The organism is Gilliamella sp. wkB72, assembly GCF_001693745.1.
In the GTDB taxonomy this organism is placed as follows: domain Bacteria; phylum Pseudomonadota; class Gammaproteobacteria; order Enterobacterales; family Orbaceae; genus Gilliamella; species Gilliamella apicola_E.
Window position 1 is genome coordinate 70,183 of the sequence record NZ_LZEI01000009.1, and the last position, 26,143, is coordinate 96,325.

The following is a 26,143-nucleotide window of genomic DNA, read 5'->3' on the forward strand; positions in this document are numbered from 1 at the left end:
GCTCACTATGAGCGCTAATTTACCAAGTCTTTCTTGAAATAAAGTAAAAAAGCAGAAGTGTCAAAATCACAAAAATAGCACCGACAAAGCCAATGTAATGGGTAGACAAATAGACTAATACTTGGCTACCCACAAAAGCGCCTCCACCAATACCGATATTATAAATACCGGAATAAACCGAAGTTGCAATATCGGCAGCATCAGGTGCTGCATCAATCACTTTACTTTGCATCACCATACTAATAACGGTAATCGAAAGCCCCCAGACCATCCCTTGTAATATTGCGGTAATAAGGCTGAACGAACAAACATAAAGCGATAATAGACAGATTATTAATAGTAGTGCAGGAACAACAAATATCGCAACAGGGTGAGCATCAGCATACCTAGCAAAAATAACGCTACCAATCATCCCTGAAAAACCAACGGCTAATAACAAGTTAACTATCACGTGCTCATCAAAACCGCCAACATTAATCATAAACGGCGTAATATAAGTATAAGCCGTAAAATGACCAGTAATCATAATTGCCGTTAACAAATAAATATTTAGCAATACAGGGCGTTTAAGAACTTTAGGAATATCTTTGACTAAAATCTTGTTCAAACTTGGTACAGAAGGTAACAAGTAGAGCAGCGATAACATGACACAAAAAGCAATAAAACCGATGCATAAAAAAGTTACTCGCCAGCCAACCAGTTGCCCAATCATGGTTCCAATTGGAATACCTAAAACAGTTGCCATTGAAGTACCAACCACAATAAAGCCCATGGCTTTAGCTTTTTTACCATTTGGCGCTAACCGAACCGCTAAAGGCGTCGTAATAGCCCAAAACACCGCATGAGCGCAGGCAATACCAATCCTCGCAACCATTAAACTGTAAAAACTCCAAGCAAAGCCAGCAAGGATATGGCTACCAATAAACAAACAAAACAGAAAAATCAAAAGTTTTCGGCGATCCATCCTTGACGTTAAAACCGTTAACGGCAAAGACAACAACGATACAGCCCAAGCATAAATCGTTAATAACAACCCAGCATGAGCAACATCCATCGAAAAACTTTCGGCAATATTGGGTAGCAACCCAACCGGTACAAATTCTGTTGTATTAAATATAAATGCAGCAAAAGCAAGGCAAAAGATCGATGACCAGATTCGAGACCGGTGGTTAACTTTTCTCATGATTAGTTTTAAGAAGGGATTGATATTTAATAGCGTGATTATAGCTGAATATGTTTTACGATTAAACAGAGAAAACAAATAAATAATAAGATCAAATTAAATCATTTAACCACAGTACTGCTTTAATGGATTATAATATTACCACCTAAATCATTCTTCGATTAACTATCATGAATCAAATTCTTATCACAGTTTGTCTATTAACCTGTAGTAATATTTTTATGACTTTTGCTTGGTATGGGCATTTACGCTTTTTGCATAATCAAGCTTGGATTGTGGCTGTATTGGTTAGTTGGGGGATAGCATTATTTGAGTATTTGCTACAAGTACCTGCAAACCGTATCGGCTTTCAAGTCGCCAGTGCGGGGCAATTGAAAATTATTCAAGAAGTGATTAGCCTATCTGTATTTATTCCGTTTTCAATTTACATATTAAAAGAACCATTCAAAACTGATTACATCTGGGCGGGGCTATGTCTACTTGGTGCAGTTTTTTTTATGTTTAAAGATAAAATTTTAGCATAAAACCAATCTACAGCACGCATGATGATATTGGTTGTTAACGCCTAACAACCAATATCATTTCGACTATAACGCCTTAAATGAAATATCCGGTAAAATGGTTTCACCTTGCCAATAAAGCTGACTAGCAACTTGTGCGGCAATATGACAATATAGCTGGGTAAACTCACTATCAGGATGACTAATAACCGTCGGCTTGCCGGAATCTAAATCTTGACGTAATAAACGGTGAAGAGGAATCTGACCCAGTAATTTCGTATGATATTTTTCAGCCAAATGCTTAGCCCCCTCCTCACCAAAAATCGCTTCGTGATGCCCACAATTTTCACAAATGTGATAACTCATATTTTCGATAATACCAAGGGTAGGGATGTTAACCTTATTAAACATCACAATCCCTTTTTGGGCATCAATTAAAGCAATATCTTGTGGTGTGGTCACAATCACAGCAGCAGTAACCGGGATATTTTGGGCTAAAGTTAATTGAATATCTCCTGTTCCAGGTGGCATATCCATAATCAAATAATCCAGTTCAGGCCAAAGCGTATCTTCCAAAATCTGACACAATGCTTTACTTGCCATCGGTCCACGCCACACCATAGCATTATCAGGCTCAACCAAATAACCAATAGAATTACTCGCAAGACCATAGGCCATAATTGGTGACATATGTTTATTATCCGGTGTTACTGGTTGCTCTTTTTCGGTGCCGAGCATGGTAGGAATAGAAGGACCATAAATATCCGCATCTAAAATCCCCACTTTAGCCCCTTGCTTTTGTAATGCTAAAGCTAAATTAACCGTGGTTGATGATTTACCAACTCCACCTTTGCCCGAACTTACCGCAATAATATTTTTAACATTATTGATAGGATGATTATTATTCGCCCGCTTTAACGTCGCAATATTATAGTTAATCTTCCAATTAACATTTTCAACCCCATCCAACTTAAGTAACTGAGGTGTCACGGTTGTTTTCAGGTCTTCAAAGCCAGTTTGCCAAGCAAAAGGCATCACTAAGCTAATTAGCAGTTCTTGGTTAGCCTGTTCACATTGAGTAATTGCACCAAGCTCAATCAAATTTTTGGATAAAGTGGGATGAGTAAAATTCTCTAGAATTTTTTTTGCTTCCATGGTTATTAGCCTTAACTGTTATCAACAAGTTTTATACTCATATTGCTTCAAATAGATATGATTATCGATATTGTTTTAACTTGATAAGAGTGCTCCCTCTTTCTGATAGAATGATATCCATTCCCAGCACAATATCGCTCAAAGTATATAAAGAATTTTTATCAAATTATGGCATAAATCTGGCGATAATCCCACGATTGATGTACTATTTCCGCCATTATGTAATAAAAGGTATTAATTCAATATGACAACTCAACGCAAAATATTGGTAACTTGTGCGCTTCCTTATGCAAATGGTGCAATTCACTTAGGTCATATGCTCGAACATATTCAAGCAGATGTATGGGTACGCTATCAACGTATGCGTGGCAATGAGATCTATTTTATTTGCGCTGATGATGCTCATGGTACGCCAATTATGCTTAAAGCACAGCAATTAGGCATCACCCCAGAACAAATGATAGATGAAGTTAAAATTGAGCATCAACGTGATTTTGCCGGTTTCAATATTAGTTACGATAATTACCACTCAACCCATAGCCCTGAAAATCGGGAAATATCTGAAAAGATCTATAAACGATTAAAGGCTAATGGCTATATTAAAACCAAAGTAATATCACAACTATTCGATCCCGAAAAAAAGATGTTTTTACCGGATCGTTTTGTTAAAGGGACTTGCCCTCGCTGTAAATCACCAGACCAATATGGCGATAACTGTGAAGTTTGTGGTGCAACTTATAATCCGATTGATTTAATTAATCCGCAATCAGTGGTATCGGGTGCAACGCCGATCATGAAAGATTCAGAGCACTTCTTTTTTGACTTGCCAGCGTTTTCAGATATGTTACAAGCGTGGATCCGATCAGGAACATTGCAAGATCAGGTGGCTAACAAAATGCAAGAGTGGTTTGAAGCAGGCCTACAACCATGGGATATCAGTCGTGATGCGCCATATTTTGGTTTTGAAATTCCCGATGCACCCGGCAAATATTTTTATGTTTGGTTAGATGCGCCAATCGGTTATATGGGGTCTTTCCTCAATTACTGTAATAAACACAATAAACCGATTTTTGATCAGTTTTGGAATAAAGATTCAACCACTGAACTTTATCATTTTATTGGTAAAGATATTGTCTACTTCCATAGCCTGTTTTGGCCGGCAATGTTAGACGGTAGCGAACATCGAAAACCTTCTAATATTTTTGTGCATGGCTATGTCACTGTCGACGGGGCGAAGATGTCGAAATCACGTGGTACCTTTATTCAAGCAAGTACCTATTTGAAACATTTAGATCCGGATTGTTTGCGTTACTATTATGCAGCCAAACTCTCGCCACATATCGATGATATCGATTTAAATTTAGAAGATTTTGTGCAACGGGTGAATAGTGATTTAGTTAACAAAGTGGTGAATATTGCTTCCCGTTCGGCTGGTTTTATCAGTAAACGTTTTGGCGGTAAATTATCCGACAATCTTGTAGAGCCGGAACTTTATGCTTTATTCGTTGAAAAATCAAAAGTCATCGCTGATTATTTTGAACAACGTGAATCCGGTAAAGCGATTCGTGAAATTATGGCATTGGCTGATGAAGCGAATCGCTATATCGATGAAAAAGCGCCATGGGTGGTGGCTAAACAAGAGGGACAAGATCAAGCATTACAAGATATTTGTTCTATGGGTATTCATCTATTCCGCATTTTAATGACCTATTTAAAACCAGTCGTGCCGTCATTAGCGGAGCGCAGTGAGGCGTTTTTAAACAGCCAATTAACCTGGGACACGATTGATAAACCATTAACTGGGCACACGATCAACCAATTCAAAGCCCTGTTTAACCGTATAGATATGGATAAAATTACTGCTATGATTGAAGAAACCAAAACCGCTTTAGCAACACCAGCCAAAGAAAAAGTGGCAGAACCTATTGCTGATACTATCAATTTTGATGACTTTGCCAAAGTTGATATGCGTGTTGCGTTAATTAAAAATGCCACGGTGGTTGAAGGGTCGGATAAATTATTGCAGTTAACACTGGATATTGGTGATGAAACTCGCAACGTATTTTCCGGCATCAAACAGTTCTATCCTGATCCTGCGGTTTTAGTCGGTAAACTAACCATAATGATCGCTAACTTAGCGCCGCGTAAAATGCGCTTTGGTATCTCAGAAGGCATGGTACTTTGTGCAAGCGGTAAAGATGATAGTGAAGGTGTTTACCTATTATCACCAGATAGCGGGGCAAAACCGGGTATGCGAATTTCGTAATCCTCTAAATTATCGACATCTTAACAAGTTAAATGCTTGTTAAGATGTATTTAGGATAATATTGGCATTGTAAAATTGGCTCCCAGCATAAACAACCCAACTCTCAACTTGAAAGGCTTTTGTGGTGTTTTATATCAAAAAAAAGTTGAGGAGTGGGGTTTTTGGGGTTCTAAATTCTGTTTTGAAATATTGTCCCAAATAAATAATTCCGCTTTAACTGTGGCGCTTTTTAGTAGCTGTGTTTTTCCATCAAAAAAAGTTGAGGAGCGGGGTTTTTGGGGTTCAAAATTTTGTTTTGAAATATTGTCTCAAATAAATAATTCCGCTTTAAACTGTGGCGCTTTTTAGTAGCTGTGTTTTTCTATCAAAAAAAGTTGAGGAGCGGGGTTTTTAAGGTTCTAAATTCTGCTTTGAAATATTGTCTCAAATAAGTAATTCCGCTCTAACTATGGCGCTTTTTAGAAACTCTGTTTTTCAATCAAAAAAGTTGAGGAGCGGGGTTTTTGGGGTTTAAAATTCTGCTTTGAAATATTGCCTCTAATAAATAATTCCGCTTTAAACTGTGGCGCTTTTTAGTAGCCGTTTTTTTCACCAAAAAAAGTTGAGGAGTGGGGTTTTTGAGGTTTTAAATGTCACTTAAAAATTATTAAATGATCAAAATTACTAAATTTCTAATTCAAAGCCCTAAAATAAAATTTTTGAGGATCAATCGCTCTGATTTTAAAGATTTGTAATTTAGATATATTCAATTAAAACAATAGTTAACCAATTATAATTTAGATCCATTTTAGATCCTATTTACAAAAGTTAACGTAAATGAGCGAAAAAAAGTGTTGCATCGTGTTTTTCCAATCACTATACTTTTTACACGGTTTTAGCTACTAGGCTAAAATTTGACAGAAAAGCATAAAATTGTAAATAAATCAAAAAATTACTTGACAAGGTAGTCTAAAATGCATTATAATTTTCAACAGGCAACAGGCAACAGGCAACCTGGCCAACCTATCTTTTAGATTCGTCTAAGTTCAACTCCCAACTTAAATTTTTCACTGAAACTTATTTTTCCACGCGATCAAGTGAAATTCTGCGAATTTTCGCGCGATCGCTTCAGCGATCCTCTTCTCGATCTTTTTTCCGGTCTTTTTCCGGATCCTTTTTCAGATCCTGTTTTCGATCCTTTTCCCAATTATCCCGGCAGATTGTTTTTTCCGTGGCTCTTTTCCTTCCTTTTTCGGGTCACGCATTGACATCACAGACAACTAGGAATGCGATACAGGGTAGTGCACCTTATCTGACTTTCGACGGTGGTCGTACACGTGCGGTTGATGCTAACGGTTTGCTTGGGATTACTTTATCTGACGGAACTAATTACACGCCTTCTACCAATCCTTCATCTTCTTCAAGACCAATCGTCTTGCCGGTTGCGGGTCAGAGTTTTGCTGATATTGGTATGTTCGTTCCTACTGATACTAATTCAGTCGCTTTGAGTTCTCTTATCGGTCCTCCTAATAATTATTGGGGAGATGATGATGGTGATTTTGGCGTTACTGCTACTGGTCGTTTAAGTTTATCTATCGTCGATAAAAACAATCAGTCAGTATCACGTAATTCCGTGCTAACAATTTGTAAGGCACCTTATAGGATTAAGTTATCTAGTACTGACGGTGCATTATCTACTCGTTACGGATTTCCTAATCGTAGTACTTTCGGTACCAGTAGTGAGACTTATTACGTCAATCCTAAGGCTTCGCCGGTGGTTTGTTTTGCTAGGCCTAACTTAAGGTATGGTAAGCGTGGTCATGATAGTTCTCACCCATCTTGGGATTTTGCTGGCTCCTCTTGGACATGGGACCCTGCTAAGGGTTTTCTCACTCGGTCAACAGACCCATCCTCTTACGGTAGAAACTTTCCTACAACTGGTGCTAATGGATTGTACTTTGATTTAGATATTAGTGGTAGTAGTCAGCCATTGTCTTGGTCTTCTGTTTCTCAAGGTGGTATCACCGTCACAATGTCTCGTTCTAATGCTACAAGCGTACGCGTTACTTTAACGGGTCCTTACGCTACCGAATCCCAGATTAATTCATCCAGTCCTGGTCGTGTTTCCACTCCATCTTTACCTCAGACTTTCGAGTTGGTCGGTCGTGATAATAATGGTACTCCAGTTGTTAAATATGGTTTTACTTTGAAGCAGTGGTTCGTGAGCCGTAGTTTTAAGAAGGGCTATTCTCCTTATTACTCATCTTGGTGTAATAGTATTGGTTATCGAGTGCCTCGCGTAGAGGATTTAACCAATGCATATTGTCCTTCCACCGATACTACTAACTGTTGGCGTTATCCAGAGGGGGCCTACCCTCACTCATCTGGTAATTATTACCAGCGTATTATTGATGCTGGTTTTTTCAGTGAGTGGGGCATCATGGCCCATTACTCAGGCGGTGGCTTCAGCAACTTTTGGTACTTTACTAGTGACGTGTTTTCTACTTTTTCTCATTTTATCGTGCACTCAGACTACGGTAATATAAGTTGGCACTCACTCAACTTCTTCGAAGCCTACACACTTTGCGCCTATCCTTAGTTTTTATTTCTTCGTCCTTAATCCTTAGGCCGGGGGTGGGGGTGATAAAAAATAGTATTAAGTGATGAAAAGTAAGCTACGAGTCAACGTTGTTTAGCCATAAAAAAAGTGATTTTGTGGCTTAGCGACGCTTCAATTACCCGCCTCGGCGGGTTTATTTTTTAGGTATTTTATCTCAAAAAAAGTTGAGGAGCGGGGTTTTTGGGGTTTTAAATTTCACTTAAAAACTTTTAAATGATCAAACTTACTAAATTTCGAATTCAAAGCCCTAAAATAAAATTTCTGGGATCTTTAATCATTTATTTAAAGATTTGTAATGGTAACATATCCAATTAAAACAATAATTAATCAATTATAAACTAGATCCTTTTCAGATCCTATTTACAAAAGTTAACGTAAATGAGCGAAAAAAAGTGTTGCATCGTGTTTTTCCAATCACTATACTTTTTACACGGTTTTAGCTAATAGGCTAAAATTTAACAGAAAAGTATAAAATTGTAAATTAATCAAAAAATTACTTGACAGGATTGTCACATATGCATTATAATTTTCAACAGGCAACAGGCAACAGGCAACCTGGCCAACCTATCTTTTAAATTCGTCTAAGTCCAGCACCCAGTTTAAATTTTTCACTAAAACTTATTTTTCCACGCAATCAAGTGAAATTCTGCGAGTTTTCGCGCGATCGCTTCCGCGCTCCTCTTTTCGATCGTTTTTCCGATCGTTTTTCGGATCCTCTTTCAGATCCTGTTTTCGATCCTTCGGCTTTTCCAAATTATCCCGGCAGATTGTTTTTTTCGTGGTCTTTTTCCTTCCTTTTTCTGGTCACGCATTGACATCACAGACAACTAGGAATGCGATACAGGGTAGTGCACCTTATCTGACTTTCGACGGTGGTCGTACACGTGCGGTTGATACTAACGGTCTGCTTGGAATTACTTTATCTGACGGAACTAGGTACACGCCTTCTACCAATCCTTCATCTTCTTCAGCACCAATCTCATTGCCGGTTGTGGGTCAGAGTTTTGCTGATATTCGTATGTTCGTTCCTACTAATACTAATTCAGTCGCTTTGAGTTCTCTTATCGGTCCTCCTAATAATTATTGGGGTGATGATGATGGAGATTCTGACGTTACTGCTACAGGTTCTTTAAGTTTATCTATCGTCGATAAAAACAATCAAGTTGTATCACGTAATTCAGTGCTAACAGTTTGTAATGCACCTTATAAGGTTACGTTATCTAGTTCTAACGGTACATTATCTACTCGTTATGGCGTTCCTAATCGTAGTACTTTCAGTGCTAGTAATGTGACTTATTACGTTAATCCTAAGGCTTCGCCTGTGATTTGTTTTGCTCGGCCTAACTTAAAGTTTGGTAAGTTTGGTGATGATAGTTATAACCCATCTTTTGATTTTGCTGGCCCGTCTTCGATGTGGGACCCTGCTAATGGTTTTATCCCTCAGTCAACTGGCCCATCCTCTTACGGTAGAAACTTTCCTACAACTGGTGCTAATGGGCTGTACTTTGATTTACTCATTAGTGGTAGTAGTCAGCCATTGTCTTGGTCTCCTGTTTCTCAGGGTGGTATCACAGTCACAATGTCTAATTCTACTGCTACAAGCGTTCGTGTTACTTTAACTGGTCCTTACGCTACCGAATCCCAGCATAATTCTAGAAATCCTGATCCTATTTCTAAACCTACTTTGCCTCAGACCTTCGAGTTGGTCGGTCGTGATACTAATGGTATTCCTGTTGTTAAATATGGTTTTACTTTGAAGCAGTGGTTCGTCCACCGAGGTTCTAAGGAGGACACTTATCCTAATACCTTATCTTGGTGTAATAGTCTTGGTTATCAAGTGCCTCGCGTAAAGGATTTAACCAATGCATCTTGTCGTGGTGAATATTCAGGCTCTTACTGTCGTGGTTCAGTCGGCGCCACTCCTTCTTCTCCTAATAATCTTTACATGCGTCATATAGATGCTGGTTTTTTCGCTGAGTGGGGTTTTATGTATGATTATTCAGGCGTTGGCTTCATCGACTTTTATTACTGGACTAGTGACTCGTATGATAATAACCGCCAGTTTCTCGTGTACGCAAACTACGGTACAGTGCACTACGGTACAGTGGACGGGGGCCCCGACATCTACTACACCGACTACAGCCTTTGCTCCCATCCTTAGTTCTTATTCCTTAATCATTAGGCCGGGGGTGGGAGTGATAAAAAATAGTATTAAGTGATTAAAAGTAAGCTGACTCAAGGAGTCAACGTCGTTTAGCCATAAAAAGCGATTTTGCGGCTTAGCGACGTTTGAATTACCCGCCTCGGCGGGTTTATTTTTGCGGTTTTTATCTCAAAAAAAGTTGAGGAGCGGGGTTTTTGAGGGTAACGTCTTGTTCTATAAAATTATTAAAAACGCTAATTTTTAAATGCTAATATTGAATTTTTTAAGGTTAATAATTATGATTTTTTTAGACTTTGTAAAGATGAGAATTTTAATTAAAACAATAGTCAGTTAATTCATTTTAGATCTTTTAATGATCTTCTTTACGAAAGTTAGCAATTAAAATTTAAAACAAGATTGCATCATGTTTTTCTAGTTATTATACTTTTGGTGTCATTTTATACAAATGAATGAAATTCAGTTAAAAAAACGTAAAATCTTAAATAAATCATAAATTTACTTGACAGGATTGTCGGCTATGTATTATAATTTTCAACAGGCAACAGGCAACAGGCAACTTGGCCAACCTATAATTTAAATTCGTCAAAGTTAAGCTTCCAACTTTTATTTTTCTCTAAAATTCATTATTTCACGAGGTTCATTAGACTTTTACGGATCTTAGTGGGATCTTTTTATCGATCCAATTTATTTCGGCAGATCTTTCTGGTTCTTTTACTGTCTATCCCTTTTTTTAGTCATGCATTAACATCGAAAACTAGTAATGTTATTTATGGTAGTGTTCCGTATTTGACGTTCGACGGGGGGCAAACCCGTGCAGTTAATACTGATGGTTTGCTTGGGATCACGTTATCTAATGGTATTCAATACACGCCTTCAACGAACATTTCATCAATTACGCCAATCGAGTTACCCGCAGTTGGTCAAAGTTTTGCTGATATTGGTATGATGCTGCCAGTTGATACTAATTCAGCCTCGCTGAGTACACTTATCGGTTCACCTTATAATTTTTGGGGGGATGATGATGGCGATGGTGATATTTCTGCGACTGGTAGTTTAAGTTTGTCTATCGTTGATAGGGACAATCAGTCGGTATCACGTGAAACTGTGTTAACGATGTGTAATGCGCCTTATCAGATTAAATTAACCAGTACTGAAGGTACATTAATGACACGTTATGGTCTTCCTCGCAGTAGTCATTTTAATGCAAGTGATGTGACTTACTTTGTCAATCCTAAGGCATCGCCGGTTATTTGTTTTGCTAAGCCTAACTTGCACGTTGGTAATCTTAATGAAGATGGTAAATCTCACGACTTCCGTGGTTCAGCTTTGATTTGGGACCCTGATAAAGGGTTTCTTACTCAATCAGCTACACCATCATCTTATAATTTGAATTTTCCGACAACCGGGGCTGATGGTTTGTATTTTGATTTAGATATTGGTGGTAGTAATCAAGCATTGTTTTGGGCGCCTGTTTCTCATAGCGGTATCACTGCTACGATGACAGATTCATCACCTACAAGTGTCCGTGTTACATTATCTGGTCCCGTTGCAACATCGTCTCAATGGAGTTCAGATAATCCGGGAAGTGTGCCTAGACCAGCTTTACCTCAGACTTTTGAGTTAGTCGGGCGGGATAGTGAAGGTAATGATGTTGTTAAGTATGGTTTTGTGTTAAAGCAATGGTTCGTTAACCGTGGGCACGTGAATAAGATTCTAAGTAATCAAATAGCTTGGTGTGATGATATAGGTTATCGTCTGCCTGCGGTTAAAGATTTAACTAATGCTTCTTGTCGAGGGACTAATTCCGGTTCTCACTGTCAAGGTTCAGTTGGTGCAACACCTGCGTCACCGAGTAATTTTTATCAGCGTAGTATTGGTGCCGGGTTTTTTACTGAGTGGGGCTATTTGTACCAACACTCTGGAGGTAGCTTTAGAGGTGCTTGGTATTGGACTAGTGATCGCCATGCTAGTGGTCAGTTTGTAGTGAATTCGCATTATGGCAATATATTTTGGAATGATCCTAATCTTCCACCATTTGGCATGTGTGTGACAGATTAGCGTTTAGTTGTTTTTCTTCGGTTAGGGAATCGTTGATGTACAGGCAATTAAAAAGCGATTTTGTGGTGTCGAAGTTTAAGCTATCCGCCTCAATTGGGGCGGATTTATTAAAATGATACGGTAAAAAAAGTTGAGGAACGGGGTTTTTGAACCCCAAAATCCTTTTATTGTTCCTTCCATATTCAACTTTTTATTTTTGATTTTCTGCTGGGTTGCCTGAATATGGAAAATGGCTGTCTTTTAGTTGGAATGAGAAATCTTTAGTATCAACTTCCCCAACGGTTTTATCACTGTCATAGAGCGCTAGTAAGAATTCAGCCATTTGGTCGGCAGAATGATATTTGGCAAAACTTTTGTCATAATTATATTCACTGACATTGTTGGCTTTTTTGCCAAATTCAGTTTGCGTTGCTGCTGGGGCGAGTACTTTGGCTCTTAGTTTTGCGTTAGTCTGTATTAGTTCTTGAGCAAGCCCTTCTGTAAAGGCACTGACGTAAAATTTGGTGGCGCAATAGGTTACCGCGTTAGGTACAATGGTATAACCACCTCGTGATGAGATGTTAATCAGTTGTGTGTTGGCGTGATTATGGTATTTACGTACATAAAGGGTTGATAGGATGGTTAATGCTTCTATGTTTAGGTGGAGCATTGACTCAATTTTAGTTAACTCTTGTGTACTTACACTACCATAATGTCCAAAACCAGCATTGTTGATCCACGTTTCGATAAAGTAATTTCTTAGTTCATTAAATAATGTGTAGATGGATTGTATATCGGTGAGATCACAAACTTTAATAATGACTTCTATGTCGGGGTTGATTGTTTCTATTTGGTTTTTTAATGATTCTAAATTTTCTATTCTTCTTGCTATTATAATAAGGTCTTTGTTTCTTTTTGCAAAAGCGATCGCTGTTGCGTAACCTATGCCTGAGCTGGCTCCAGTGATGACTGTATATCTTTTTTCAGCGTTAATAGTTTCTATTTCTGTTTCGATATCCATTTCTATTTCAATTTCCATTTCGTATCCTTTTTATATCCGTATCTATGTTCTAATTAATCAATTTTAGTCGCTCGCATTAAAATTGTTTAGCGAACATTAAAGTTCGCACATATGATAACAATTTTTTGTTTAGAGTATTTTCTTTTTTTAATTAAGGATGTGTATTATATTTATATATAAAATGACTATAAATAGTGTCAAAATTTATTTATTAACAACTGGTGGTTGATAATATGGATTTAGTTAAGTGTATGGAAGCTTTTGTGATAACGGTTAAGACCGGATCGTTTGCTGCAACTTCAATCTCTTTAAATACCTCTCCACAAATGGTCGCAAAGTATATTTTGTTTTTAGAAAATTATTTGGGCTTAAAGTTGTTAAATAGAACGACGCGATCGCAAAATTTGACCGAGTTTGGCAAGCAGTATTATGAGCGATGTCTATTTATTTTAAGTGAGATTAAGAATACTAAGACATTAGCACAAACATATAGTAAGGAGCCGAAAGGTCGTTTAAGAATTAGTGCACCGGTGAGTTATGGTCAATTTAATTTGGTTCCGGTTATTAGCCATTTTATGAAATGTTATCCGAAGGTGAATATTGATATTCAGTTAAACGATCGTTATGTTGATTTAGTTAAAGATGATTTTGATGTGGTGTTTCGAATCGGTTCTTTAAGTGATTCGGGATTGATTGCGAGAAAGCTTAGTGATTTGCAACTTATTTTTGCTGCATCGCCAAGTTATTTGGCTCGTTATGGTGTGCCAGCGGTACCCGATGATTTGAAAAAGCATCAATGTTTGATCTATCAATATGTTAATTCAAACAAAAAAGATAATTTGTGGCCGTTTAAGATAAATGGTGAATTGATTAATGTTCCAATTACAGGATCATTTCAAAGTAATAATACGGCAGCACTAGCTGTGGCCGCCCTTGAAGGGTTAGGTATTACGATGTTACCTGAGTCGACGTTGAGAGAGTCAATTAAACAAAATAAATTAATCCCAGTTTTACAAAATTTTTTACCGCCGGCGAGGGAAGTCCATTTGTTGTATACCGCCGATAAGCAACGGTTGCCTAAGCTCAATATTTTTATCGATTTTATTATTAATGCGATGACTTAATAAGTATTTGGATAAATAAAAAAAGCGATCTGATGATCGCTTTTTTATTAATTTTTATTGAATTATTTTATTGTTGCAAGTGTGCTTACTTCTTTACCTAACATATTGTTTAGGTAATCTAGATCACTTGCCGTTAAGGTTCCAACTGCATATTTTAACTGTAATAAACTTGTTAAATAGTTGTATTTAGCGTCAGAAAGATTTCGTTTTGAGCTATACAGTTGTGTTGTTGCGTTAAGTACGTCAACGATAGTACGAGTTCCTACTTGGTATCCAGAAGAGGTTGCTTCTAATGAGCTTTGTGCTGAAACAACTGCTTGTTGATAAGCTTTAATCGCACTGATCGATGATGAGATGTTGTTGTAAGATGAGCGGATTTGGTTAATCACACTACGATTAGTACTTTCAAGTTTTTCACTTGAGCTTACGAAGCTGTGTTGTGCTTGTTGTACTTGTGATACTGTTGCGCCACCAGAGAATAGTGGTAAGCTTACGCTAACCCCAATTTTGTTATCACCAGTATATTTTTTACCAGCAGTATGACGCTCGTAATTGGTATTACCATAACTATCGCTTTTATTTAAGTTTGTTGATGCTTCTAAGCTAGCAGTAGGCATAAAACCGGATTGAGCCATTTTGATTTGGTCGCGAGCAATCTCTTGGTTTAACTTCATTGTTAATAAATTGAGATTAGTGGTTTCAGATTGTTTTAACAATGTGTTGATTTGAGTTGGTTGCTCAGTTCTAAAGGTTTTGGTGTCAACGCTGGCAAGTTGAGAATAGAAGCGTCCACTTACTTGGCGTAATGCTTCAAGCGCATTATTTAAATCATTTAATGCATTAACTTGTTGTGCAACAGTTAAGTCGTAATTTGCTTGAGCATTTTGTACGTCGGTAATAGCAACTAGCCCAACTTGATGTTGTTGGCGAGTTTGTTCTAATTGACGACCAATTGCTTTTTTCTGTGCATCGATAAAGCTTAATGCATCAAGAGCTTTTAATACGTTAAAGTAGGCTACTGAGGTGTTTAAAATTAATGTTTGGCCTTGATATTGATAAGAGATATCCGCAATAGTGGCTTGTTTTTTGGTGATATCTAACGCTTTCCAATTAGAAAAATTAAAGATACTTTGTGATACACCAACTTGGTATAAGCTACCGCTTTTAGTTTTAACACCGCTATTGTCTCGACGTCCATGTGCTACACCATAAGAAGCACTAAGGCCAACTTGCGGAAGTAAGCTTGCACGAGAACCTGAAATTGCTGAGTAAGCTTTATCTTTTTCAGCTAATGAACTGCGTAGATCTGGGTTGGTTTGTTTCGCTTGTTCATAAACCTGTACTAAGTTTTCAGCAAACACAGATTGACTTAATGCTAAGCCAATTAAAAAGGTTAAAGTTTTTTTCATTAATCTTCTCTTTAAAAGCAATAAAATAGAATAATATTTTCAATTGCATAATTTTAACAGATAATTAGCATATAGAAAGTATACTTATTCGTGATTCGCACTTTTTATTAAAATTTAGCTTAAAATTGAGAATTTGATATGAAATTTAAACCTGTGCTTTTTAACAAGAAAGATGTTTTTAATTTAACTAAACGCATTTTATATAAGGGCTTTTTTTCGTTATTGGAATACCGCTTTCAATACCGTAAATTTGATGGTTCAGTCAGTGAGGTGGTGAGTCGCGAAATTCTGGAGCGTGGCCATGCTGTGGTGCTTTTAGCATATGATGATAAGCGTGATGAAGTTGTGCTTATTGAGCAAATTCGGATAGCTGCAATTGAGACAGAAGATTCGCCTTGGATGTTAGAGTTGATTGCCGGGATGATGGATCATGAGAATGAGTCGATTGAAGAAGTGGCAAAACGAGAGGCCTTGGAAGAGGCGGGTATTGTTGTTGGGCAATGTAAGCCAATTATTAGTTATCTTGCATCACCAGGTGGTTTAACTGAGAAGTTACATGTTTTGGTTGGTCAGGTTGATGCTTCAACCGCTAAAGGCGTGCACGGTTTAGCTGAAGAAAACGAGGATATCAAGGTTCATGTAGTCAGCCGTGAGCAAGCTTATAAGTGGGTTGAAGAAGGCGTAATTAATAATGCGGCATCAATTATTGCATTACAATGGTTACAACTTAATCATTCGACACTAAGAAATGAGTGGAAATAAGCTATTTTTGTTAAATTCAGGAAATTATTGCTTCCCTAAAAATAAATTTTATTTTACAATTTAGTATAACATCATGATTTAAAAATAAAAAATTGTGATGTTGATCACAATATCAATTCTATTGCTGGCATGATTTCATATATATAATTATTGAGGTAGATTTTGGCGTCACTTTTAACGCTTCAAATACAGAATAAGCATTGTGCAAATATTTTGCATATTACTGATACACATCTGTTTGCTGATGAGGATGGTGCTTTATTAGGCATTAAGTCAAATGCGAGTTTTTTATCGGTTATTAATGAAATTAAGCGCGGTAATAGAAAGTATGATTTGATCGTTGCAACAGGTGACTTTGTGCAAGATGGTTCGAAGAAATCCTATGCCCGCTTTGCCGAGCAGATTAAGCAGTTTAATACGCCATGTGTTTGGTTGGCTGGTAATCATGATAATTTTAGTTATATGCAGGAAGTTTTTTCGAATTACCAACTGGCTGAAAATAAAGTGGTATCGCTTGGTGATAATTGGTTGATTGTGCTTTTAAATAGCCAAGTTGTTGGTCAGGCATGTGGTTTGTTACCTCAATCTGAGTTGCAATTTCTTGAAAAGACGTTATTAGCTCATACTGATAAAAATGTGATGGTCTTTTTGCATCACCATCCTATTAATTCGGGTTGTCATTGGTTAGATGAGCATATTTTAAAAAATAGTAATGAACTTGAGAAAATCGTTAAAAAATTTCCTTCAATAAAAGGTCTTGGTTGGGGGCATATTCATCAACAACAAGATCATGTTTGGCATAATTGCCACGCGTTTTCTACACCATCTACTTGTTTTCAATTCAAGCCAAATTGTTATGAGTTTCAATTATCTAATGATGAAGCTCCAGGCTGGCGTGAAATTACGCTTAATGAAGATGGAACAATCGAATCTAGCGTTTTCCGTATTGCAGATAATCTGTTTTTGCCTGATGTTTCGCAAAAAGGTTACTAATATCTATCTTTTCAAAGGTTACTCAAACGTTAATTTTTACAACGATTGTTTAGAGCAATGGAGCAAAAAAGTAAAATAGTCTTTCAACAATCCGTTGCCAGATTGGTCTTTTTTTCCATTTTTCAATATCCACTTTGTCTGATTGTGATAAATATTGTTCTAACAGTGTAGATAGTGATTTTGCAAACTGTGCATCATCAATTACCGTTGTGATTTCAAAATTGAGCCATAAACTTCGCATATCTAAGTTAACGGTTCCAACTAAACTAAGTTGGTTGTCGATTAATACACTTTTGGTATGGAGTAAATTATCATTAAATTGATAAAGCTTAACCCCACCGTTTAATAATTCAGAAAAGAATGCTCGGCTTGCCCATTTGACCATTAGCGAATCATTCTTTTTAGGGACGATGATGATTACTTCAACACCTCGTTGAGCGGCTGTACATACTGCATGTAAAATATCATCACTTGGTACTAAATATGGCGTTGTGAATATAATTTGTTCTTGAGCTGAGTAGATTGCGGTTAAGAGTACCTGATGGATCATGTTTTCAGTATAACCAGGACCTGAAGCAATCAGTTGCATAATATGTTTTTTATCTTCTGGCGGCTCTGCGAAATCAGTAATTTGAGGTAGGGCTAAATATTTTCCTGTTTCTAGTTCCCAGTCACTGGCGTATATTGCACCCATTAGTGTGGTTACTGGACCACACATTCTGATCATGATATCAACCCACTCCCCAACATGTTTATTTTGTTTGAAGAATCGTGGATCTACGATGTTCATGCTACCAGTATATGAGATGTAGTTGTCAATAATGGCGACTTTTCGATGTTGTCGTAAATCAAGTCGTCTAAACATAAATCTTAATAGATTAACCTGCAATGCTTCGATGATGGTTATGCCTGCGTCTCGCATTCTTTGGCTGGCTTTGGAGCGGATAAAATGTCGACTACCGGCTGAGTCAATCATTAGGCGACAGGTGACGCCTCGTTGTGTGGCTTGTATAAGCGCTTGTTCAACATCGTCAGCTCTACCACCTTCGTTCCAGATGTAAAAGACCATTTCGATATTTGACTTGGCTTGGTTTATGTCTTGAATTAGTTGGTCAAAAATGGCATCGGTATTGCTCAGTAATTCAATGTGGTTGCCTCTGATCCCATCAAGACCTGTTTGATGTTTACAGAGTTGAAAAATAGGTTTGCTAACCTGGCTGACTTTGGTGGTAAAGATGTCAGGAAAAGCACTTAATCGATTAATAAATTTTGTAATAGTCGGGCGCATTTTTTGCGCACGTTTAGCTCTTTGTTGCCCAAGATGAGCTTCACCTAGTGCAAAATAGAGAATGACACCAATTATAGGTAATATATATATTACTAACATCCATGCGATTACGTAAGTGGTTGGTCGTCTTTTAAAGACAATACGTAAGGTGGTTGACACAATAAGCAACCAGTAAACAAGAAATATTAATGTACTTACTAAGGCATGAAATGATGTAAATTGCATAATTATCAGCTATAACTTAAGTTTAGTTTACTAATTGGGTCTTTAGTACAATCGAAATTTTGAAATATTTCAGGCAACGGTTTTGGATTATTATGTTTATCTACAGAAACATAAGTAAATGTCGCGTCAGTAATGCAGAAGCGTTGTGTTGCATTGTCAGCATCTGTTATTTTTTTTATCCAAACTTCAATACCAATTGTAATGGATGTTGTACCGGTTTTTATACAATGTGCATAACAACAAACAACATCGCCAACCATTGCTGGTTTGTAGAAGGTGATACTACTTGCATTTACTGTTACTACTCTTCTTTTAGCAATTTCTTTAGCTAAAATACCACCGGCTAAATCCATTTGTGACATTATCCACCCGCCAAATATATGGCCATGAGGGTTGGTGTCTGCTGGCATGGCTAAAGTGCGTAAAACGAGTTGTCCATTAGGGTTGTCTTGCGTCATGTTGAAAGTACTCCTACTTATATTTTTTTATCCGTTATCAGCCATTTTATTCATATGCCGATAGATGTAAATGCCCGATATCAATGACATGACTAATGATGCAATCGGTAAAATAAATACTTTGAAGATCCAGAAGAAATCACTTGATGCATAATAGGTTGCAACTAGGCTAAATGAACCGCAAACCGTAAAAAAAGCGATCCATATCAAGTTGAGTTTATTCCAAATAGCGATATCGAGATGTATCTCTTTACCTAACATTTTTTGTAGTAGATTTTTTTTGAAACCAAACTGGCTAATAGATAATGCAGCCGCAAATAAGAAGTTTATGATGGTTACTTTCCATTTAATTATGTCTTGATTTTGCGTATAAAGTGTTATGCCACCAAAAATCATTATCATCAGATAGGAGATGAGCTCGACTTTATCAATTTTTTTATACATAACAAGAATAATTAAAAATGAGATGGTTGCTGAAACCATCAAGGCTTGTACGCCAACAAAAATATCGTAAATTGTTAAAAATATAAAAAAGACGATAAGTGGTATAAAATTTAATAGCTGCTTCATTTAATTATTAACCTGAAAGATAAAAGTAAGAGTTCTCAATAAGTGAAAAGCCTATTAAATAGGCTTATTTTTTTGTATGAAGTTCCGGATGAGTTTTACAGTTACCTGATTTGCAATGACCATAAAGATATAAGCTATGAAAGGTGAGTTCCACGCCATATTGCTCTGCAATTTCTTTTTGACGTTTGTTGATAATTTCGTCTCGAAATTCAAAAACTTCTCCACAATCTAAACAAATTAAGTGGTCATGATGTTTTTGTGAGGCAAGCTCAAAAACGGCTCTTCCTCCTTCAAAATTGTGGCGTGTTACAATACCCGCATCATCAAATTGATTTAATACACGATATACAGTAGCAAGACCAATCTCTTCGCCCATATCAAGTAGTTTTTTATAAAGATCTTCCACAGTAATGTGTTGGCATGAAGGATCGCGTAGTAATTCTAAAATTTTTAATCGCGGTAACGTAACCTTTAAACCCGCACTTTTGAGTGCTGCATTGTTATCTTTATCATGATTTGTCATATTACATTCCAATTTAGTTAATTAATTAGGCATATTATAAAATATGAACGGAAAATAAAATAAATCACTCTGATAGATCAAATATTCATTTCGGTTTTTACTTGGTTTACCCAATTATTAATTCTTTCTTCTGTTAATTCTGGTTGGCGATCTTCATCAATGGCTAAACCTACAAAGTGGTTGTCATCAACTAAGCTTTTAGATGCTTCAAAACTGTAACCTTCAGTAGACCAATGACCAACAATTTTTGCACCTTTAGGTTCGATAATATCGCGGATTGTTCCCATTGCATCACAAAAATATTCAGCATAATCTTCTTGGTCACCACAGCCAAATATTGCGACTGTTTTGCCATTAAAGTCAACGTTTTCTAAGTTAGGAAAAAAATCATCCCAATCCGCTTGAGACTCACCGTAATACCAAGTTGGAATACCAAAAAATAAGTAGTCATATTTTTCGATATGTTCTTTTGTTGTTTTTGCGATATCAAAAAGATCTGCTTTGTCTGTACCTAAAATTTGTTGGATTTGTTTAGCTACATTTTCTGTGTTGCCTGTGTCACTACCAAAAAAAATTCCAACTTGTGCCATATGTTTACCTTTACTGTTTTTGCAATATACATGTTTTGAGTATAACACTGTCGGTAGTTATCAGCAATAATTCTCAATTACTCCAAACATAAGTAATTATTTACTACACAATTTTTTCAACTTGAATTAAAATTAGCCACTATTTTATGGCAATCGACGTTTCGGAATTATTTATGAATCTGCATGAGTATCAATCAAAACACCTATTTAAACAATATAATTTGCCAGTGCCAGAAGGTTATGTGTGTAATTCAATCGATGAAATACAAGATACATTGGCTGAGCTCTCTTCTCAATCTAATGCTTGGGTAGCAAAGTGCCAAGTTCATGCAGGCGGACGTGGTAAGTCAGGTGGGGTAATTTGTACTAAAGATTTTAATGAAATTAGATTGTTTGCTGAGAAATGGTTAGGTCAATATTTAGTGACTTATCAAACAACGTCTAAAGGGCAACCAGTTAATAAAATTTTAATTGAAAAAGCGTCTAATATAGAGAAAGAGCTTTATTTAGGGGCGGTTGTTGATCGTAGTACAAAACGCATTGTGATTATGGCATCTACCGAAGGTGGTGTTGAGATCGAAAAAGTCGCTGAGCAATCGCCACATTTAATTCATAAAATATCACTCGACCCTTTAACAGGACCATGCGGATATCAAGGCCGAGAGTTAGCTTTTAAACTTGGCTTAACCGGTAAATTAGTCAATCAATTCGCTAAATTATTTGTTAATTTTGCTAATCTTTTCATTGAAAAAGATGTTTCTTTAGCAGAAGTCAATCCTTTAGTTATTACCGATACACAAGAATTAATCTGCCTAGATGCTAAAGTTGTGCTAGATGATAATGCTATGTTTAGACATCCTGATTTAGTCGTATTAATAGATACTACACAGGAAGACGAACGGGAGTCGATAGCGGCTAAACAAGGCATTAGCTATGTATCTTTAGATGGCAATATTGGTTGCATGGTTAATGGCGCAGGCCTTGCTATGGCAACTATGGATATGATTAAACTTTATGGTGGTGAGCCCGCAAACTTTTTAGATGTTGGTGGTGGCACGACAAAAGAACGGGTTGCCGAAGCCTTTAAATTGATACTTTCTGATAAAAATGTGAAAGCAATATTAGTCAATATTTTTGGTGGTATTGTTCGCTGCGATCTTATTGCTAATGGTATTATTGATGCAATTAAGGAAATAGGTTTGACTGTTCCTGTTGTCGTTCGTCTTGAAGGTAATAATGCAGAACTAGCAAGAGATATTTTAGCTAAAAGTAAATTAAATGTTATTACCGCAAAAAGTTTAGTCGATGCAGCCCAACAGATCGTCAGTGTTGCACAATAAGAGAATGGGTGGAGAATAATTACTATGTCAATTTTGATTAATAAAGATACAAAAGTTATTTGTCAGGGATTTACTGGCAGCCAAGGTACATTCCATTCTGAACAAGCACTGGCCTATGGTACTAAATTAGTTGGTGGCGTAACACCAGGCAAAGGTGGTACGACACATTTAGGTTTACCTGTTTTTAATACTGTTAAAGAAGCGGTTGAAACAACCGGTGCAACTGCAACCGTTATTTATGTTCCCGCTGCTTTTGGTAAAGATTCAATTTTAGAAGCCATTGATGCAGGTATAAAATTAATCGTCTGTATTACAGAAGGCATTCCAACCTTGGATATGCTTATTGTTAAAGAAAAATTAACCCAAAATGATGTTGTGATGATTGGTCCAAATTGCCCAGGAATTATTGTTCCTGATGAGTGTAAAATTGGTATCATGCCTGGACATATTCATTTAGCTGGTAAAGTTGGGATTGTTTCGCGTTCAGGTACGCTAACTTATGAAGCAGTTAAACAAACAACCGATATTGGATTAGGCCAATCCGTTTGCGTCGGAATCGGTGGTGATCCCATTCCCGGCAGTGATTTTATTTCAATATTAAAATTACTCCAACAAGATCCTAAAACAGAAGCAATAGTTATGATTGGTGAAATTGGTGGTAGCGCAGAAGAAGAAGCCGCCAACTATATTAAACATCATGTTACTAAACCTGTGGTTGCTTATATAGCTGGTGTTTCGGCCCCAGCCGGCAAACGTATGGGACATGCAGGTGCAATCATTTCTGGCAATAAAGGTACCGCAGCAGAAAAAACTAAAGCACTGCAATCAGCAGGTGTTACTGTTGTAAGTAGCTTAGCTCAAATTGGTGAAGCAATAAAAAAACATTTTTAAGTTTTATTTTTTTGACATTAATCAATTTTTATTCATTAAATTTTGTTGTACAATAATAACGTTACAAAATTTGTGGGCATTTAAGGATAAGGGAGCGCTTTATGTTAGATATAGTAGAACTGTCACGCCTTCAGTTTGCACTCACTGCGATGTATCATTTTATTTTTGTACCATTAACGCTAGGTATGGCGTTTATGCTTGCAATTATGGAAACGGTATACGTTGTTAGTGGTAAGCAAGTCTGGAAAGATATGACTAAATTCTGGGGTAAACTATTTGGTATCAACTTCGCTGTTGGTGTTGCTACTGGTTTAACTATGGAATTTCAGTTTGGTACAAATTGGTCTTATTATTCGCATTATGTAGGTGATATTTTCGGTGCACCGCTTGCAATAGAAGGATTAATGGCATTTTTCTTAGAATCAACCATGGTTGGTTTATTCTTTTTTGGATGGGATAGATTAAGCCGTGGCAAGCATTTAATGGTCACTTGGTGTGTGGCTTTTGGTTCTAATCTTTCTGCGCTCTGGATTTTAGTTGCCAATGGTTGGATGCAGTTCCCTGTCGGTTCAGACTTTAATCCGATTAATTCAAGAATGGAAATGCAAAGTTTTTTTGAGTTAATTACCAATTCTGTTGCTCAATATAAATTCGTTCACACCGTAGCAGCGGGTTATTTAACTGGTGCTATTTTTGTCTTAAGTATTAGTTCATATTATTTACTCAAAAAACGTGATTTACCATTTGCTAAGCGCTCTTTTGCTGTAGCTGCAGTATTTGGTTTTATTATGTCAATTGTGGTCGCTATTATGGGTGATGAAGCTGGTCATGAAATGACTACTGTACAGCCGGTTAAATTAGCTGCAATTGAAGCTGAATGGGAAACTCAACCAGCACCTGCGTCGTTCAACGTTATTGCGTTCCCTTCACAAGAGAAAAAAGAGAACTTGTTTGCGGTTGAAATTCCTTATGCGATGGGAATTATGACAACTCGCTCATTAGATACCAAAGTAACAGGTTTAAAAGATATTTTAGCGGTTAATGAGACTCGAATTCGTAATGGTATTTTAGCGTATTCAAATTTAGAAAAAATTCAAAAAGGTGATAAAGACCCTGCGGTATTAAAAGCTTTTGAAGATAATAAAGTTGATTTAGGCTATGGTTACCTAGTTAAACGTTTTACCGATAAAGATAACCTAACAATTCCAGAAGCTACTGAAGAACATATTAAAGCAGCGACTGAAGATTCAATCCCAGCTGTATGGCCTTTATTCTGGGCATTTAGAGGAATGGTTGGCTTTGGTTTATTAATGATTTTAGGTACTGGCCTTGCTTTATGGTCAACTTACAAAAATAAAATTGGTGAAAAACGTTGGTTATGCCGTTTACTTCTTTTATCACTCCCATTCCCTTGGTTAGCATGTGAATGTGGTTGGTTTGTTGCAGAATATGGTCGTCAACCTTGGGCAATTCAAGACATATTGCCAACTGGAGTAGCTAATTCATCATTAACTCCAGGTGAAGTACTATTCACTATGGTTCTTATTTGTGGACTTTATACAATGTTCTTAGTTGCTGAGATGTTCTTAATGTTTAAGTTTGCTCGATTAGGACCAAGCTCTTTAGGTACTGGCAGCTATCATTATGAAAAAACACAATCGATATCAGAATAAGGCATAGGGAGTATATACAATGATTGATTATGAAATTGTAAGAGTCACCTGGTGGGTGCTGATTAGCGTTGTGTTAATCGCCTTTGTTGTCACCGATGGATTTGATATGGGCGTTGGTATCTTACTACCATTTATTGGCAAAACTGATACTGAACGCCGTATCATGATAAATGCAATAGCACCACACTGGGATGGTAACCAAGTTTGGTTAATTACTGGTGGTGCAGGTATTTTTGCTGCTTGGCCAATGGCTTATGCGGTATCTTTTTCCGGATTTTATATTGCGATGATTTTGGTGTTATGTGCACTGTTTTTTAGACCAATTGGGTTTGATTATCGTAGTAAATTAGAAAATTCTAAATGGCGTAATATGTGGGATATCGCAATCTTTTTAGGTAGCTTTGTTCCTGCTCTTGTTTTCGGTGTTGCATTCGGAAACTTGTTAGAAGGCGTTCCATTTAGATTTGATAATAGTTATCGCTCTTTTTATGATGGGTCATTTTTTGGTTTACTTAACCCATTTGCAATATTAGCAGGTGTTGTGAGTTTAATGTTAATCGTTGCTCATGGTGGTGCTTGGTTGCAAATGAAAACTTCTGGTGAACTTTATTTAAGAGCAAGAAAAGCAACTCAAATAGCTAGTTTAATTATGTTAATTGCATTTGTATTAGCTGGAGTTTGGGTTGCCTTCGGTATTCATGGTTATGAGGTAACTAGCGCTATAGATCCTAATGGTGTTTCAAACCCATTGAGCAAAACTGTTTCGACAGATGTTTCATGGTTAAAAAATTACATGAACTATCCAATATTATGGGTTGTACCAGCTTTAGGTGTTTTATTACCTTTATTTACTATTTTATTTTCTAGTTTAAATAAAAATGGATTAGTGTTTTTATCTTCTGCACTAACCATTGCTTGTGTATTACTGACATATGGTATTGCGACATTCCCATTCATCATTCCTTCAAGCATTATGCCAAATGCGAGTTTGACAATTTGGGACGCATCTTCTAGCCAATTAACACTTAATATCATGTTTGGTGTAGCACTAATCTTTGTACCACTCATTCTGTTCTATACCACATGGTGTTACATTAAGATGTTTGGCCGTTTAGATAAAAATCATATTGAAAATAATAAACATTCACTTTATTAAGGATTTATTATGTATTACTTTCTATGGTTAGCAGGATTAATTGCAGCTTGTATGCTTGCAGTTGTTACAGGACTTTGGCTTGAAAATAACGATAAAGAAACTAAAGAGTCATAAAATAGATAAAAAGGTGGCAAATTGCCACCTTTTTAGTTATAGGGCTGTATATTAGACAAATAATTAACAAATGATAATTGTTTTCATTTAACTATTTTTATA

The 26,143-nt window shown here is 36.8% G+C and carries 22 protein-coding genes; 13 read left to right on the forward strand and 9 right to left on the reverse strand.

Features of this window, described 5'->3' with window-relative positions:
- Positions 1-19: 19 nt before the first annotated feature.
- Positions 20-1,183, reverse strand: coding sequence for a sugar transporter (locus tag A9G07_RS04780; protein ID WP_065734247.1), 1,164 nt, complete (start codon positions 1,181-1,183; stop codon positions 20-22).
- Positions 1,184-1,353: 170 nt separating this feature from the next.
- Here A9G07_RS04780 and A9G07_RS04785 point away from each other — a divergent pair, with 170 nt between their 5' ends.
- Positions 1,354-1,707, forward strand: coding sequence for a DMT family protein (locus A9G07_RS04785; protein ID WP_065734248.1), 354 nt, complete (start codon positions 1,354-1,356; stop codon positions 1,705-1,707).
- A gap of 63 nt (positions 1,708-1,770) precedes the next feature.
- Here the strand turns inward: A9G07_RS04785 and apbC are convergent, their stop codons facing one another.
- The gene (apbC, locus tag A9G07_RS04790; RefSeq protein ID WP_065734249.1) at positions 1,771-2,838 is read right to left on the reverse strand and encodes an iron-sulfur cluster carrier protein ApbC; all 1,068 of its coding nucleotides are present in this window, start codon (positions 2,836-2,838) and stop codon (positions 1,771-1,773) included.
- Between the two features lie 244 nt (positions 2,839-3,082).
- On the opposite strand from apbC, the gene metG reads away from it, so the two are divergent.
- The 4 genes from metG to A9G07_RS04815 all read left to right on the forward strand — a co-directional run bounded on the left by metG (position 3,083) and on the right by A9G07_RS04815 (position 11,925).
- Positions 3,083-5,104 carry a methionine--tRNA ligase gene (gene metG, locus A9G07_RS04795; protein WP_065734250.1) on the forward strand — a complete coding sequence of 674 codons (2,022 nt, stop codon included), beginning with the start codon at positions 3,083-3,085 and terminating at the stop codon, positions 5,102-5,104.
- Between the two features lie 1,210 nt (positions 5,105-6,314).
- The gene (locus A9G07_RS04805; protein ID WP_141677475.1) at positions 6,315-7,682 is read left to right on the forward strand and encodes a hypothetical protein; all 1,368 of its coding nucleotides are present in this window, start codon (positions 6,315-6,317) and stop codon (positions 7,680-7,682) included.
- A 799-nt stretch (positions 7,683-8,481) separates the two neighbouring features.
- Positions 8,482-9,864 carry a hypothetical protein gene (locus tag A9G07_RS04810; RefSeq protein ID WP_065734253.1) on the forward strand — a complete coding sequence of 461 codons (1,383 nt, stop codon included), beginning with the start codon at positions 8,482-8,484 and terminating at the stop codon, positions 9,862-9,864.
- A gap of 663 nt (positions 9,865-10,527) precedes the next feature.
- Complete coding sequence (locus tag A9G07_RS04815) at positions 10,528-11,925, forward strand: hypothetical protein (protein ID WP_065734254.1); 1,398 nt, start codon at positions 10,528-10,530, stop codon at positions 11,923-11,925.
- A 190-nt stretch (positions 11,926-12,115) separates the two neighbouring features.
- On the opposite strand, the gene A9G07_RS04820 is transcribed toward A9G07_RS04815, so the two are convergent.
- Positions 12,116-12,943 (reverse strand): SDR family NAD(P)-dependent oxidoreductase, encoded by an 828-nt coding sequence (locus A9G07_RS04820; protein ID WP_218059999.1) that lies wholly within the window; start codon positions 12,941-12,943, stop codon positions 12,116-12,118.
- A 215-nt stretch (positions 12,944-13,158) separates the two neighbouring features.
- Here A9G07_RS04820 and A9G07_RS04825 point away from each other — a divergent pair, with 215 nt between their 5' ends.
- A complete protein-coding gene (locus A9G07_RS04825; RefSeq protein WP_065734255.1) occupies positions 13,159-14,049 on the forward strand; it encodes a LysR family transcriptional regulator in 891 nt (296 codons plus the stop codon).
- Positions 14,050-14,111: 62 nt separating this feature from the next.
- Here A9G07_RS04825 and tolC read toward each other — a convergent pair whose 3' ends face one another.
- The gene (tolC, locus tag A9G07_RS04830) at positions 14,112-15,458 is read right to left on the reverse strand and encodes an outer membrane channel protein TolC (protein ID WP_065734256.1); all 1,347 of its coding nucleotides are present in this window, start codon (positions 15,456-15,458) and stop codon (positions 14,112-14,114) included.
- A 138-nt stretch (positions 15,459-15,596) separates the two neighbouring features.
- Between tolC and nudF the strand changes: the two genes are divergently transcribed.
- Positions 15,597-16,220, forward strand: coding sequence for an ADP-ribose diphosphatase (gene nudF, locus A9G07_RS04835; protein WP_065734257.1), 624 nt, complete (start codon positions 15,597-15,599; stop codon positions 16,218-16,220).
- Between the two features lie 162 nt (positions 16,221-16,382).
- Positions 16,383-17,213: a 3',5'-cyclic-AMP phosphodiesterase gene (cpdA, locus tag A9G07_RS04840; RefSeq protein ID WP_065734258.1), complete on the forward strand. Its 831-nt coding sequence runs from the start codon at positions 16,383-16,385 to the stop codon at positions 17,211-17,213.
- Between the two features lie 49 nt (positions 17,214-17,262).
- Here the strand turns inward: cpdA and cls are convergent, their stop codons facing one another.
- The 5 genes from cls to fldA all read right to left on the reverse strand — a co-directional run bounded on the left by cls (position 17,263) and on the right by fldA (position 20,867).
- Positions 17,263-18,726 carry a cardiolipin synthase gene (gene cls / locus A9G07_RS04845; RefSeq protein WP_065734259.1) on the reverse strand — a complete coding sequence of 488 codons (1,464 nt, stop codon included), beginning with the start codon at positions 18,724-18,726 and terminating at the stop codon, positions 17,263-17,265.
- Positions 18,727-18,731: 5 nt separating this feature from the next.
- Positions 18,732-19,184 carry an acyl-CoA thioester hydrolase YciA gene (gene yciA / locus A9G07_RS04850; RefSeq protein WP_065562254.1) on the reverse strand — a complete coding sequence of 151 codons (453 nt, stop codon included), beginning with the start codon at positions 19,182-19,184 and terminating at the stop codon, positions 18,732-18,734.
- A 27-nt stretch (positions 19,185-19,211) separates the two neighbouring features.
- The gene (locus tag A9G07_RS04855; RefSeq protein WP_065734260.1) at positions 19,212-19,754 is read right to left on the reverse strand and encodes an inner membrane-spanning protein YciB; all 543 of its coding nucleotides are present in this window, start codon (positions 19,752-19,754) and stop codon (positions 19,212-19,214) included.
- Between the two features lie 64 nt (positions 19,755-19,818).
- On the reverse strand, positions 19,819-20,277 hold the full coding sequence (gene fur, locus A9G07_RS04860) for a ferric iron uptake transcriptional regulator (protein WP_065562252.1): 459 nt from the start codon (positions 20,275-20,277) through the stop codon (positions 19,819-19,821).
- Positions 20,278-20,354: 77 nt separating this feature from the next.
- Positions 20,355-20,867, reverse strand: a complete 513-nt coding sequence (gene fldA / locus A9G07_RS04865; RefSeq protein WP_065734261.1) for a flavodoxin FldA — start codon at positions 20,865-20,867, stop codon at positions 20,355-20,357.
- 173 nt (positions 20,868-21,040) lie between these two features.
- Here fldA and sucC point away from each other — a divergent pair, with 173 nt between their 5' ends.
- The 5 genes from sucC to cydX all read left to right on the forward strand — a co-directional run bounded on the left by sucC (position 21,041) and on the right by cydX (position 26,041).
- Positions 21,041-22,207: an ADP-forming succinate--CoA ligase subunit beta gene (gene sucC, locus A9G07_RS04870; RefSeq protein ID WP_065734262.1), complete on the forward strand. Its 1,167-nt coding sequence runs from the start codon at positions 21,041-21,043 to the stop codon at positions 22,205-22,207.
- 24 nt (positions 22,208-22,231) lie between these two features.
- Complete coding sequence (sucD, locus tag A9G07_RS04875) at positions 22,232-23,098, forward strand: succinate--CoA ligase subunit alpha (protein ID WP_065734263.1); 867 nt, start codon at positions 22,232-22,234, stop codon at positions 23,096-23,098.
- A gap of 101 nt (positions 23,099-23,199) precedes the next feature.
- A complete protein-coding gene (locus A9G07_RS04880; RefSeq protein WP_065734264.1) occupies positions 23,200-24,771 on the forward strand; it encodes a cytochrome ubiquinol oxidase subunit I in 1,572 nt (523 codons plus the stop codon).
- 19 nt (positions 24,772-24,790) lie between these two features.
- On the forward strand, positions 24,791-25,927 hold the full coding sequence (cydB, locus tag A9G07_RS04885; protein WP_065562247.1) for a cytochrome d ubiquinol oxidase subunit II: 1,137 nt from the start codon (positions 24,791-24,793) through the stop codon (positions 25,925-25,927).
- Between the two features lie 9 nt (positions 25,928-25,936).
- On the forward strand, positions 25,937-26,041 hold the full coding sequence (gene cydX / locus A9G07_RS04890; protein WP_065562246.1) for a cytochrome bd-I oxidase subunit CydX: 105 nt from the start codon (positions 25,937-25,939) through the stop codon (positions 26,039-26,041).
- The last annotated feature ends 102 nt before the right edge of the window (positions 26,042-26,143 follow it).

Excerpts from the sequence above, each read along its gene's own strand:
- cydX (WP_065562246.1), top strand. The coding sequence starts at position 25,937 with ATGTATTACTTTCTATGGTTAGCAGGATTAATTGCAGCTTGTATGCTT.
- yciA (WP_065562254.1), bottom strand. The coding sequence starts at position 19,184 with ATGACGCAAGACAACCCTAATGGACAACTCGTTTTACGCACTTTAGCC.
- fur (WP_065562252.1), bottom strand. The coding sequence starts at position 20,277 with ATGACAAATCATGATAAAGATAACAATGCAGCACTCAAAAGTGCGGGT.
- A9G07_RS04785 (WP_065734248.1), top strand. The coding sequence starts at position 1,354 with ATGAATCAAATTCTTATCACAGTTTGTCTATTAACCTGTAGTAATATT.
- cls (WP_065734259.1), bottom strand. The coding sequence starts at position 18,726 with ATGCAATTTACATCATTTCATGCCTTAGTAAGTACATTAATATTTCTT.
- A9G07_RS04880 (WP_065734264.1), top strand. The coding sequence starts at position 23,200 with ATGTTAGATATAGTAGAACTGTCACGCCTTCAGTTTGCACTCACTGCG.
- tolC (WP_065734256.1), bottom strand. The coding sequence starts at position 15,458 with ATGAAAAAAACTTTAACCTTTTTAATTGGCTTAGCATTAAGTCAATCT.
- A9G07_RS04855 (WP_065734260.1), bottom strand. The coding sequence starts at position 19,754 with ATGAAGCAGCTATTAAATTTTATACCACTTATCGTCTTTTTTATATTT.
- sucC (WP_065734262.1), top strand. The coding sequence starts at position 21,041 with ATGAATCTGCATGAGTATCAATCAAAACACCTATTTAAACAATATAAT.
- sucD (WP_065734263.1), top strand. The coding sequence starts at position 22,232 with ATGTCAATTTTGATTAATAAAGATACAAAAGTTATTTGTCAGGGATTT.
- A9G07_RS04825 (WP_065734255.1), top strand. The coding sequence starts at position 13,159 with ATGGATTTAGTTAAGTGTATGGAAGCTTTTGTGATAACGGTTAAGACC.
- fldA (WP_065734261.1), bottom strand. The coding sequence starts at position 20,867 with ATGGCACAAGTTGGAATTTTTTTTGGTAGTGACACAGGCAACACAGAA.
- metG (WP_065734250.1), top strand. The coding sequence starts at position 3,083 with ATGACAACTCAACGCAAAATATTGGTAACTTGTGCGCTTCCTTATGCA.
- cydB (WP_065562247.1), top strand. The coding sequence starts at position 24,791 with ATGATTGATTATGAAATTGTAAGAGTCACCTGGTGGGTGCTGATTAGC.
- apbC (WP_065734249.1), bottom strand. The coding sequence starts at position 2,838 with ATGGAAGCAAAAAAAATTCTAGAGAATTTTACTCATCCCACTTTATCC.
- nudF (WP_065734257.1), top strand. The coding sequence starts at position 15,597 with ATGAAATTTAAACCTGTGCTTTTTAACAAGAAAGATGTTTTTAATTTA.
- A9G07_RS04780 (WP_065734247.1), bottom strand. The coding sequence starts at position 1,183 with ATGAGAAAAGTTAACCACCGGTCTCGAATCTGGTCATCGATCTTTTGC.
- A9G07_RS04820 (WP_218059999.1), bottom strand. The coding sequence starts at position 12,943 with ATGGAAATTGAAATAGAAATGGATATCGAAACAGAAATAGAAACTATT.